Source organism: Flavobacterium sp. H4147 (assembly GCF_029360735.1).
Lineage (GTDB): Bacteria > Bacteroidota > Bacteroidia > Flavobacteriales > Flavobacteriaceae > Flavobacterium > Flavobacterium endoglycinae.
Genome location: NZ_JARKNB010000002.1, coordinates 525844 through 538765 on the forward strand (window position 1 = coordinate 525844; position 12922 = coordinate 538765).

Annotated in this window: 9 protein-coding genes; 5 read left to right on the plus strand and 4 right to left on the minus strand. The window is 35.8% G+C overall.

What is annotated here, in order from left to right:
• The first annotated feature begins 48 nt into the window (after positions 1-48).
• Positions 49-1863, plus strand: a complete 1815-nt coding sequence (locus P2W75_RS10045) for a T9SS type A sorting domain-containing protein (RefSeq protein WP_276380306.1) — start codon at positions 49-51, stop codon at positions 1861-1863.
• Positions 1864-1915: 52 nt separating this feature from the next.
• Positions 1916-3409: a hypothetical protein gene (locus P2W75_RS10050; protein WP_276380307.1), complete on the plus strand. Its 1494-nt coding sequence runs from the start codon at positions 1916-1918 to the stop codon at positions 3407-3409.
• Positions 3410-3524: 115 nt separating this feature from the next.
• Here the strand turns inward: P2W75_RS10050 and P2W75_RS10055 are convergent, their stop codons facing one another.
• Positions 3525-5387 carry a TonB-dependent siderophore receptor gene (locus P2W75_RS10055; protein WP_276380308.1) on the minus strand — a complete coding sequence of 621 codons (1863 nt, stop codon included), beginning with the start codon at positions 5385-5387 and terminating at the stop codon, positions 3525-3527.
• Between the two features lie 68 nt (positions 5388-5455).
• Here P2W75_RS10055 and P2W75_RS10060 point away from each other — a divergent pair, with 68 nt between their 5' ends.
• From P2W75_RS10060 to ligD, 3 genes are all read left to right on the plus strand, one after another.
• Positions 5456-6937 carry a PLP-dependent aminotransferase family protein gene (locus P2W75_RS10060; RefSeq protein ID WP_276380309.1) on the plus strand — a complete coding sequence of 494 codons (1482 nt, stop codon included), beginning with the start codon at positions 5456-5458 and terminating at the stop codon, positions 6935-6937.
• Between the two features lie 115 nt (positions 6938-7052).
• Positions 7053-7496: a hypothetical protein gene (locus tag P2W75_RS10065; RefSeq protein ID WP_207296556.1), complete on the plus strand. Its 444-nt coding sequence runs from the start codon at positions 7053-7055 to the stop codon at positions 7494-7496.
• Positions 7497-7522: 26 nt separating this feature from the next.
• A complete protein-coding gene (ligD, locus tag P2W75_RS10070; protein ID WP_276380312.1) occupies positions 7523-10111 on the plus strand; it encodes a DNA ligase D in 2589 nt (862 codons plus the stop codon).
• Here ligD and P2W75_RS10075 read toward each other — a convergent pair.
• The 3 genes from P2W75_RS10075 to P2W75_RS10085 all read right to left on the minus strand — a co-directional run bounded on the left by P2W75_RS10075 (position 10108) and on the right by P2W75_RS10085 (position 12910).
• A complete protein-coding gene (locus tag P2W75_RS10075; protein WP_276380313.1) occupies positions 10108-10887 on the minus strand; it encodes a Ku protein in 780 nt (259 codons plus the stop codon). The two genes, ligD and P2W75_RS10075, sit on opposite strands and share 4 nt — an antisense overlap.
• Before the next feature lie 242 nt (positions 10888-11129).
• Positions 11130-12359 carry a PQQ-dependent sugar dehydrogenase gene (locus P2W75_RS10080; protein ID WP_207296559.1) on the minus strand — a complete coding sequence of 410 codons (1230 nt, stop codon included), beginning with the start codon at positions 12357-12359 and terminating at the stop codon, positions 11130-11132.
• Positions 12360-12523: 164 nt separating this feature from the next.
• The gene (locus P2W75_RS10085; protein ID WP_276380315.1) at positions 12524-12910 is read right to left on the minus strand and encodes a DoxX family protein; all 387 of its coding nucleotides are present in this window, start codon (positions 12908-12910) and stop codon (positions 12524-12526) included.
• Positions 12911-12922 lie beyond the last annotated feature (12 nt).

The window sequence follows — 12922 nt, forward strand, 5'->3', positions numbered from 1 at the left end:
TTATCATCTCTACTATCTAAAGTATATTCTAAAATAAAAATGAAGTTTATGAAAAAAATTACATTCCTTTTTATTCTGATTTCCATACAAGCTTTTTCACAAATATATGTTGGCGCAAGCACTCCTGTATACGTTCAAAATCAGGTTTTGTACGTGGGTCAGAATATAAATCTCGCTGCTAATTCAAATCTGTATCTGCGAAATCTTTCTCAGCTTGTACAGGGAACCACTGCTACTTCAACCAATTCCGGAACGGGAACCATATCGGTTTATCAAGAAGGAACTTCAGATAATTTCGAATACAATTATTGGTGCTCTCCAGTTGGTATTAACACCTCATCTACCGGAAACAATAACTTTGGAATTACGTTGCTAAACAGGCCTACAACTTCTACAGCGTCTACTCCTGCTACAATTCTAGCATTGGGAAATTATGATGGAACCTCAAATCCGTTAGCGATTGCCTCGTATTGGATTTATAAATTGACCAATGCGAATAATTATTCGCAATGGGTTCAGGTAGCGGGCAATACAACAATTGCGCCTGGAGAAGGTTTTACCATGAAAGGAACCAGCGGCTCAGATGCTACAAATCCTGAAGGAAGCGGTGCTAATAATCCCGGAGGAACTGGTGCTCAGAGATATGATTTTAGAGGAAAACCAAACGACGGAAATATTACCGTAACTGTGGGCGCTTCCAATGCTTCTACCCTTACTGGAAATCCTTATCCTTCTGCGCTTCATTTAAATGCTTTTTTATTAGATCCGCTAAATAGTGCCTGCACCGGAATCGCCTATTTCTGGGAACAGGATAAAACTGTAAATTCACATTTTTTAACAGCTTACAAAGGTGGTTACGGAAGTTATTCTCCGGGATCATTAGGCTCAAATGGTATTTACGTTCCTGCCACTTTTAATACTTACAATCCTGACGGAAGTGTGAATACTACCGGACCATCTTCGGGACTTTCGATTCAACGAAAATATTCGCCTATCGGACAAGGTTTCGTAATAAACGGTGTTATAAACGGAACGGTTACTTTTAGAAATTCATATCGTATTTTTTACAAAGAAGGTTCAGGATTGTCGCAGTTTAACAAACCTGCAAAAGATAAAACTACGGCCAAAACCACTTCTAAAAATACCGAAAATGAAGCTGAAGAAGAAGTTCAGGAAATTCCTCATATTCGAATAAATACGATCATCAACAACCAATTTACAAGACAGCTTGCATTGGCCTTTTTACCAGAAGCCACTGATGGGGTTGACAGAGGACTTGATGCGCTCAATATGGATTCGGCACTTCCTAATGATGCTAACTTTTGGCTGGAAGGAGGAAATTATATCATACAGGGAGTAAATTTTGATACTTCTAAAAGAATTCCACTTATTGTAAAAGCAGAAACCAGTTCAACTTTTAAATTTTCTGCTCCTATAGTTGTCAACTTTGACAATACTCAAAATATTTACCTCTACGATGAATTGGATTCTTCGTATCATGACTTAAAAAATGGAAGTTATGAAGTTACAGTTGCTCCTGGTGTATACACTGACCGCTTCAAAATTACCTTTACCAATTCTACACTTGGTGTTGGAGAAGCGACGAAATCAAACTTCTATATTAGTCAAGATAACACCAATCAGGTTTTAAGAGCTTCAAATCCTGAATCTACAAACTTTAAATCGTTTAGATTATACGATATGCTTGGTAAAGTGGTATTGTTTAAAGACAATCTAGGCGCCGAACAAAACTATGCTTTTTCTACATCTGGTTTAAGCGACGGAATTTATATCGCCGCCTTTTTAACTTCAGATAACGAAAAGATATCACAAAAGATAATCATTACCAATTCAAAAAACTAACTATCAAATACAGCTACAACCTTAATCGACCTATTAACTAATATTAAAAGCTATGATAAACCAGTATATACCTAAAGACTTCAAAACATTTCTAGCATTCTTTTTCATTCTTTTTTCATTCGCATCCCATGCACAAATCGGAATTGGAACTGTAACTCCAAATGCAAGTTCTGTATTGGATATTACTTCTACTACACAAGGAATGCTTACACCACGTATGACCACGGTTCAAAGAACTGCAATTGCTACTCCTGCAGACGGATTATTAGTTTATGATACCGATTTAAAAGCTTTTTATTTCTACTCCTCGGGAACCTCTTCGTGGGTGGCTATCAACAGCGGTGTTAGTCCTAGATTAAATTTTAAACGTATTAAAAGTACTGATAATTTAGCCGTAGTTCTAGCAGCAGAATTGGCAGCGGGCGGAGGATCAAAATATGTTCTGAATACCAATACACTATATGAAATAAACGGTACCATCGTTTTTAACTTTCCAATAGATTTAAATAACGCTTATATACAAGGTCTTGACCCAAATGAAGATGTAATTTTTAGAGCTACCGGAAACATTTTTGAAGGTTCAACGGGCGGAGGTATTAAATCAGTTACGCTTCGTGCTGCAACAGGAAGTGTTTTTAACCTTAGCGGTGCAGCAACAGAAAACCTGATTTTTAGAGATTCTGTTGTAGCCAATTCAGCCAGTGTGGGAACCGTTTCTGGATTTGGTTTGGTATTTCTAAGTATTATTCAATATACCGGAAACACAAATGGTATTACGTATAATAATATCACACAATTACTCTTAAGCAATTTAGGCTGGTTCAGTAATAATGCCGGAACTTACGAAAAATTAACCGGAACCTTTACATTAGTTGAAAAACAAGGAGGTTTCAGCCAGGTTGACGGTACAGCAATTGGTTTTGATGTTTCTACCAGCGGATTAAGTATTACCGGAGATGCTGTTCTGGAATCAGTAGTTTTTACAGGTTCAAATACAGCTGGATATGTAAAAGGATACACCACAGGATCATATACAGGATTTAATTTCAACAATAGCTGGAATGTTAGATCTGCCGGAATCCCAACCGAAAGTGATGCCAGTGCAACAGGAGATTTCGCAATGGACTATCCTGTTGGTAATGGACTTTCAGTTGCTTTCAACACTGCTAATCCTAGTGATATTGTAAAAGTAGGAAGTGGAACACCTACTACTACGTATTCTAATTTATTTAGATTTACGACTGATGCAGCAAACAGGCTTAAATATTTAGGAAAAAAGAAACGAATCTTCCAAATTACAGGATCTATCTCTTTTCAAGTACCTGCAGCGGGAACCTATATCATTTATATTGCTAAAAACGGAAGTGTTTTAAGCCAGTATAAAATATACGGAAGAGGCCAAGCAACCAATGATATTGTGGTTTTGCCTTTAAATGCAGGAACTGAAATGGTTAATGGGGATTACATTGAAGTATATGCGCAGAGATACACAGGAAGTACCACTGGAACAATTGTAGTTCCGAATATGACGATTACCATCAAATAAACATATAAAACGCTATAAAAACAAAAGGCTCAATTCATACGAATTGAGCCTTTTAAATTTTCCCAAAAAAATGATACAATTCTTCTTTTCAGAAATATTTACTGAAAAGCTGGTCTTAAAAAGTGACAAACTTTGCGCCTAAACTAAACCATCTTGAAGGAAGCGGAATTGCTCCTACTTCATAATAAGTAGCATTGAATATATTTTGAGCGTCTAAGAAGATTGTAAATTTCTTGATGGACTGGCTTACTCTAAAATCATTAATCCAGTAAGATGGTCCGGTAATTCTCTCATTAAAACGAGTAGCAAACAATATTGATAAATCTCTGTATTGGTAATCAATTGTATTTGTTACTTGATGTTTTAAAGACGAAATCAAGTATTTTGAATAAATCTCTGTACGAGAGCTTTTAAAATCCGAATCTAAATACGAATATCCTAAATTGATATTCAATCTTGAATCTCTTGAAAAATCAATTCTGTATGTCCCACGAAGATTGATTCCGTTTGTACTTAAATCTCCAGTATTCTGGCTCTGCCATGGCACTGTTGTGAGATTACGCATCCAGTCGATATAATTGGTAATTTTTCTATAAAAATAATTCGCATTAAAAGTAAATGTCTTTTTATTGTATTTAAATCCAATTTCGCTCTGAAAAGCATTTTCAGAATCCAAATTAGCATTTCCGATGTTTCCAGTTTGTTTTAAATACAAATCCGTAAAAGATGGAATTCTCTGGCTTGTTCCTACATTTCCAATAATTTTAAACGAATCTGTGATTTCATAACTCGCATCAATTCCCGGATAAATCTGCCATTTGTAATCCGAATTATAATTTAAATAAGTTCCCAGATTAATATTTAATCTCTCGAAGAAACTTGTTCTGTATTCCGCATACAATCCTACGTTTTCTCGGTCATGATCGCCAATATTCGACGAATGAATATCTTCGTTTCTAAATTCTGCACCAAAACCAATTTCACCTTTAGACAACTTCACTGTTGAGTTCAATTCAGCTGCAATTGAATTGGTGTAATGCTGACTTCTTCCCACATTTAAATTAGAATTACCCAAATAACGGTAATCATCATAATTGTAACGGTAACTTACTCTCGGCATAATTTTCCAGCTGTCTGTAATTGAATGTCTCGATTGTAAATTCGCAAAAGTAGTTTGCACTCTTTCTGTAGAGTTTTTATCGCCCGGCGCAGCATAAAAAGCATTCGCACCAAAACCATTATTAATATAACCTGCAGATCCTAAAATTTCATTAGAATCATTAAGCTGTACATTTCCCTGATAGAATATTTTATTGTTTTCAAAAGCCGTATTGTAGCGGTATCCGTTGCTTTTATCATGAGAAGCAAAAATAGAATGCTGTTGTTTTTCTTTCCCTAAAACTGCTCCTGCCTGAACGCCTGTTCCGTAAAAAGTATCTCCGTTTCCTTCTGTATTCTTTTCAAAATTAGAACCAGCATACGTACTTACTAAAATTCCAGAATCGGTAGGCTTTTTGGTAATGATATTAATTGCTCCCGTTAAACTGTTGATTCCGAAAGTTCTCGCTGCTGGTCCGCGAAGGATTTCAATTCTTTCGATCACTTCTACTGGCAGCGGCAGGTTCAGCATATTGTGCGCTGTCTGCGAATCGATCACTTTAGCTCCGTTTAAAAGAACAACAGTTTGCTCAAAACTTCCTCCGTCTACGCTTATATCAGCCTGACTTCCAAAAGGTCCTCTTTGTCTGATATCTACTCCGTTTGCATATTGCAATACTTCCTGAAGCGTTCTTCCTGGCAGTTTTTTAATATCGGCACTCGAAATCACATATACATTTCGGTTTTGTTTTGAAATTGGCGTACTGAAACGGTTTTCATTAATTATAACTTCATCCATTTCGGTAATGGAATCTCTTTTGGTCTGTGCGTAAAAATTAGTACAAATCACTGTTAGAACAGCAATATAGATTTTTTTCATCTTGGTTATTGTTTTTTTGGCAAAAGTAGTACCTTGCCGTACTAATCAAGTATACCAGTTTTATAATTATGGATAGTCCGGTTGAAATTCCTTTTAAAAGCTTTATTCAGCTTAAGCCAGAAGAAAACACTGCTCTTTACCTACAGATCGTTTTTGAGTTTATAAAAGCCATACAAACAGGATTTTTACCCGAAGGAACTAAACTTCCCGGAACCCGTATTTTATGTAAAGTACTAGCCGTCAATCGAAATACTCTAATCAAAGCTTTTCAGGATTTGGAATCACAAGGCTGGATTGAAACGCTTCCCAACAAAGGAACTTTTATTTTATCGCAGCAAAAACAAAAAAGTAAAACCGATTTTATTACAAAAGAAATTACGGCAGAAACCAATATCGGCTTTAGCTTTCAGCGTTCGACTATTCTTGAAAATCCAACCGAAATAAGCAATCTCCCGTATCAATTCAATGACGGAATGCCTGATTTACGTTTAATGCAGACCGATGTTCTGGCAAGATTATATGTTTCGAAATTAAAAAGACGAAAAACATTCAAAGCGTATGAACAGGTGCAGCTTCGCTCGCATTTAAACTTTAAAACGCATTTTTCGAATTATCTCAATCTTACGCGCGGTATTCGCATTTCGACATCAAATCTTCTTACGACCAGCAGCCACGAAATTGCTTTATATCTTGTGACCAAAGTGCTTATTGCACCCGGCGATAAAGTAGTTGTAGCTTCTCCGGGCTATTATATGTCAAATATGACTTTAACCAATACTGGAGCACAGATTATTTCTATTCCTGTTAATGAAGACGGAATCGACACTAAACGTTTAAAAGAAATCTGCGAAACTTCTGTTATTCGGGTTTTATACCTCACTTCGAGTTACCATTATCCCACCACCATTCCGCTCAGCGCTAAAAAACGAATGGAAGTTTTGGAACTTGCAAATCAATACGGATTTGTGATTTTAGAAGACGATTATGATTTTGATTTTCATTACGATAATAATCCCGTTTTGCCTTTAGCCGCTTTCGATTCTAACCAAAAAGTGGTTTATATTGGTTCTTTTGGTAAATCGCTTCCTTCGGGTTTCAGTTACGGTTTTGTCGCGGCACCTTCTGAATTTATTAAAGAACTCGAAAAACATCAAAACATTCTCGAACCCGGAATCGACGTCTTAAAAGAACAAGTTTTAACCGAATGGATTACCGAAGGAGAAGTGCATCGTCTTTCTAAAAAAAATAAAAAAATCTACAAAGAGCGCCGTGACCATTTTGTTTCCATTCTCAACGAAAAACTAAACGGCAGTATTACCTTTAAAATTCCACCACGCGGACTGGCAATCTGGGTCGAATGGCTGGATCATTTCAATCTGATTACGTTTCAAAAAGAATGTTCAGACAAAGGTTTGTTTCTGCCTAAAACCATATTATACCAAACCAAAAATCTTACTGCCACTCGTTTAGGTTTCGGACATTTAGAAAAAGAAGAAATGGAAAAAGCGATTTCTATTCTAAAAGAATGCCTTGAAATAATCACACACTAAGAAACTTGTTGAGTTTATATACTGATAATTATATAATTACAAAATCCAATAGTATAAAGTAAACCAACCTTACTGAATTAACTTTGACTTAGAGTTAATTCAAAAAAGGCATTTTATGAATTTATATACTATTATACAGCTAATTATAGTTTCAATCGGTGCTACAACGGCTATGACTTTGTTTAGTTATGCAATGTCTAAAAGCTTTAGAGAATTGTATAAAGAACCGGTTTTACTTGGCTATGTTCTAAAGAAAACTCATATAAGTCTTTCCGAAAAATCTCAAAAAACTTGGGGGTGGTTGATACATTACATTATAGGTTTTCTATTTGTTGTGGGATATCACATAGTATGGGCTAAAGATATTGTACCAATTTCACCATTAGGTGCTATCCTTCTGGGAGTTATCAGCGGTGTAATTGGTATAATCAGCTGGGTATTTATGTTTAAATTAACCTCGCAGCAACCCCCAATTGACTTTAACGGTTATTATATTCAGCTGTTCTTTGCCCATATTATTTTTGCTATTGTAGCCACTTTGCTCTACACTCTATTCTAGTAACATTTTTAATACTAATTCAGCTTATGTCACTGTCTAAATACCAACAAAAAAGAGATTTTAAACAAACCCGCGAACCAAAAGGGGAAATTGAGAAATCAGCAAACGAATTGATTTTTGTGGTGCAGAAACACGCCGCATCGCATCTTCATTACGATTTTAGGTTAGAAATGGACGGTGTTCTGAAAAGCTGGGCTGTGCCAAAAGGACCGTCAATGGATCCAGAAGTAAAACGTCTGGCTATGATGGTAGAAGATCATCCGTACAGTTATAAAGATTTTGAAGGCACGATTCCTGAAGGAAATTATGGTGCTGGAAATGTGATTGTTTGGGATAATGGAACGTATACTTCTGATGAAAAAACGGCTTCTGACGAAAAGCAGTTATTAAGCGATTTAAAAAAAGGGCGTTTGAGTTTTATTCTAAAAGGAAAAAAACTTAAAGGCGAATTTTCATTGGTTAAACTTCATGGAAAACAGGAAAATGCGTGGCTTTTGATTAAAAAAGACGATAAATATGCCGATTCGGATATTGATATTTTAGAAAAAGACAAATCCGTTATTTCGAAAAGAAGTCTGGAACAATTGGAAGAAAAATCCAAAAAAGCAGCTTCAAAAACCGAAAAAACTACCGCAAAACCAGTTAAAACAACATCTGCTAAAAAAAAGACCAGCAAAAAAACTGAAAAAGCCGAATTTTTAAAACCCATGCTTGCTTCTGTAAAAGAAAAACCTTTTGACGACGAAGAATGGATTTTTGAAAAGAAATATGATGGCTATCGAACTATTGCCGTTATTAATCCGCATGAAGTAGAATTATTGAGCAGAAATGAAATTTCATTTAATGCGAATTTCAAGCTCATTGCCGAAGAATTAAAAAAAATAGATCATACCGTAGTTCTGGACGGTGAAGTTGTAGTAGAAAATGATGCCGGAAGAGCCGATTTTCAACTCCTTCAAAACTATATGAAAACTGGAATTGGAAACTTAAAATATTACGTTTTTGATTTACTCAATTTAGACGGAAATATCATAACCGAATTGTCGCTTTTAGAACGAAAAGAACTCCTTAAGATTCTTTTTAATAAATACGATTTTTCGAATATTCATTATTCTGAACACACGATTGGCGACGGTATTAAACAGTTTGAAAAAGCCGCTAAAAATAAAACCGAAGGAATCATTGCTAAAAAGGCCGACAGCACTTACACCGTTAATAGAAGAAGCAGCAATTGGCTGAAAATAAAAACAGCCAACGAAGAAGAAGCCATTATCATTGGAATTACGGAACCTAAAAATTCCCGAAAATATTTTGGCGCCATTCTGCTTGGACAATATGATGGTAAAACGCTAACATATATTGGAAAATGCGGTACGGGATTTACAGAAACTGTTCTTAAAGACCTTTACACGCAGCTTAAACCGCATTTTATCGATAAATCTCCGCTTAACGAAAAAGTGCCTTTACGAGATAAAATTCAATGGGTTAAACCGAAAGTCGTTTGTCAAGTGAAATTTTCAGAATGGACACAAGACCAGAATTTAAGACATCCGGTTTATCTCGGAATCCGAATTGATAAAAAGGCAGAAGAAGTTTTTTTATCCTCTCCAAATCAAAACAAAACACAACTCAATCCTGAAGAAATGATAGATTTAAAAGACCATAAAACGGAAATCAAAACAGAAAATGATTATGATTTAAAAGTAGGAAAAACAGTTCTGCATCTTACCAATCAAAACAAAGTTTATTTTCCGAAGGACAATATTACCAAAGGCGACATTATTCATTATTATGATGAAGTTTCTTCGTTGATTCTGCCCTATTTAAAAGACCGTCCAGAATCGATGAACCGCTTTCCTAACGGAATTGATGGTCCTAGTTTTTATCAGAAAGACGTTGATGTCGATAAAATTCCGTCGTGGCTGAAAACCAAAAAAGTCTTTTCAGAATCGAATAATGCCAATATTGATTATTTGATCTGCAACAACAAAGAAACATTGCTATATATGGCCAATTTAGGCTGTATAGAGATGAATCCGTGGAACTCTACTATCAAACATATTCACAATCCTGATTGGCTGGTTATTGATTTAGATCCTGCAGATGATGATTTTACAAAAGTTGTAAAAACAGCTCTTGTCGTTAAAGAAGTTTTAGACGAACTGGATACCGAATGTTTATGCAAAACTTCTGGAGCTTCTGGACTTCACATTTACATTCCGCTTGGAGCGCAGTATGATTATGACTCTATTAAAATTTTAGGCGAGTTAATTGCCCAGGAAGTCCAATCTCGAATTCCGGATATTACTTCGATTGAACGAAGCATTAAAAAGAGAAAAAACAAACTGTATATCGATTTTTTACAAAACCGTCGCGGACAAACTTTGGCAGCGCCTTATTCGGTGCGCCCAAAACCAGGTGCAACTGTTTCGACTCCGTTGGAATGGAGCGAGGTGAATGATAAACTGCATCCTTCGCAATTTACCATTAAAAATGTGCTGAAACGTTTTGAGAAAAAAGGCGATTTATGGACGCCTGTTTTATCAAAAGGTGCCAATATTAAAAAGATCATTCACAAATTAGAAGAAAATCAAAACGAATTAAAATCCAATTAAGAGGATTTTTTCTTTTTCGTTTCAAGACTAGCTTTTAACATCGACATTAAATCGTCGTTTTGTTTGTGAACAACTTTCATTTTTGGAGCTGCTTTTTGTGGTTTTCCTTTGGCTTTCTTTTTAATAATATTCAAAAGTTTAGCAGTATATTCGTCTTTAAAACCTGAAATATCAAATTTCTCAGTCAGCTGATCGATTAATTTTTCGGCCATATCCATTTCTTTAGTTGATTTTTTAGACATGGCGGGCAATTTTAATTCATCAGTTCCTCGAATTTCCTGTTCAAAACGGATTCTGTTTAAAACAATTACATTTTTATACGGTTTTAAAATCGCCAGACTTTCCTTGTTTCGCAATACAAATCGCGTAACGCCCACTTTTCCAGAAGCTTGCAACGCATCGCGTAATAAGCCATACGCATTCATAGCACCTTTGTCGGGTTCAAGGTAATATGGTTGTTCGTAGTAGATACTTTCGATTTCTTTTTCGAAAGCAAAACTTTCAATATCAATAGTTTTGGTTTTTATGGCATCTGCCGCTTCAAAATCAGAATCTTCCAGAATGACATATTTACCTTCTAAATTGTAGCCTTTTACGATATTGGCATAATCAACTTCTTTTCCTGTGTTTTCATTGACACGTTTGAATTTTATATTCGAATGGTCTTTTGCATCCAGCATATCCATATCAAGACTGCTCTCCTGCACTGCCGAAAACATTTTTATAGGAATATTAATTAATCCAAAACTTACTGAACCTGTCCAAATTGATCTCATATCTTTTTCATTTTAAATTACTTATAAAAATAAATCACATTAAGAGATTGTACTTTATAAGATCTTTGGAATGTTTTATAAAATAAGAATCAAACTAGGATCGTATTTTCAGTATAGATTTGTTTAAGTATTTTTAAACTGCCTCAATTTCTTTTTTTCTAAAGCATTCTAAAGATAAGTAACCCTAAATGAAAAATGGCGCAGTATTGCGCCATTTTTACGTATGTAGAAATTTCAAAATCTTATTTTTTGTCGATTTTGTATAATCTTCCTTGATCGGTTACGGCATATAAAGCGCCGTCTCCTCCTTGTGTAATATCTCTAAAACGCTGGCCTTCGCTGGCAAGAAGTCTTTCCTCACCTACTACTTTATTATCTCTAATAACCAGACGCGCAATGTGCATACCGCTAAGAGCACCAATAAAAAGGTTGTTTTCCCATTCAGGTACGCGATTACCGCTGTAGAATGTCATTCCGCTTGGCGAAATAACTGGGTCCCAGTAATAAACAGGCTGCTCCATTCCTTCTTTCTGCTGAATCGCATCACCAATTGGCTGTCCGCTGTATTCAATTCCATAGGTAATAGTCGGCCATCCGTAATTCGTTCCAGATTTTAAGCGGTTGATTTCGTCACCACCTCTTGGTCCGTGCTCACTTTCCCAGATTTCTTTGGTAACGGGATGCATTGCTAATCCTTGTGGATTTCTATGTCCGTACGTAAAGATTTCAGGTAATGCTCCTGCCGTTGGAAAAGTTGGATTTCCAGATGCAGGCTGACCATCTTTTGTAATTTTTATTACTTTTCCAAGACTAGCTGTTAAAGATTGTGCTAAAGGTCTTGTTTGTAAAACCGAACGTTCTCCAGTACTTACTACTAAATTCCCGTTTTGGTCAAAAAGAATACGTCCGCCATAATGCAAATCACTTGGATTAGCAGGACTTGAGCGATAAATTACAGTTGCATTTTCAATTGTTTTTTCATTAGCCGCTAATTTACCTTTTGCCACAGAAGAAATATTACCACCCGCAACAGCTTCTGAGAAAACCCAGTAAATCATTCTGTTTGTTGCAAAATCAGGATCAAGACATAAACCTAATAAACCACCCTGATTCGCAGGATTAACAGCAGGAAGTCCTGTAATAGGTTCACTTACTACTCCAGCAGTTGTAACGATACGCATTGTTCCAGTTGTTTTTTGAGTCACCAAAAGACGACCATCAGGAAGTACTTTAACGCCCCAAGGACTTGTTAATGCAGAAGTTATAATTTCAGCTTTATATTCGGTATTAGTGGTCATACCATTAATTCTGGTTTGTCCAGTAAATGCAGGTTTGTATTGTGTATTTGCCTGACCATTCTCAACTGGATTGGTTACAGTACCTCCACCGTTTTCTGGATCTTTATCGTCACTTGAACAGCTAAAAGCCAGTAAGGCGCTCGAAAGAATGAAAATGTACTTTAATTTCTTCATAGCATTTATTATTTAATTTGGGTTATATTCCAACAAATATCTAACTATTAAAACGGAAAAAAATTACATAATTTAAGGAAAGACTTACAGAATTACATCTCTTGCACTAAAAAAGCCCTAAATAATCCTATTTAGGGCTTTCAATTATGTTTAAACAGCAAAGATTAATCCCAAGTATTTGTTTTGGAAACCGAATATTTACCAGCTCCGGTAAAGAATAATGCCATCGCTCCAAACAGATAAAGCATTAGTAATTCGTTTGCATATCCGCCGTGATCACTAATTGAAAAAATGTCTTGAGCATGTGCCACCGCAACGGCAACAATACAAGTAATGGCTAAAAGAACGGCAGCAATTCTGGTTCTGAAACCTAAAAGAATTGCAATTGGTGCTAAAACTTCACCAATGTAAACAGCATATCCAAAAGCGCCCATATTCTCTACAAGAAAAGAAATACCATGCAGCAGTTTTGCTATACCGTGGAAAAGCATTAATCCACCAACGCTGATGCGTACCAGCAACAATCCAAGATCTGTGTTTTTTGAAATCATAACAATTGGGTT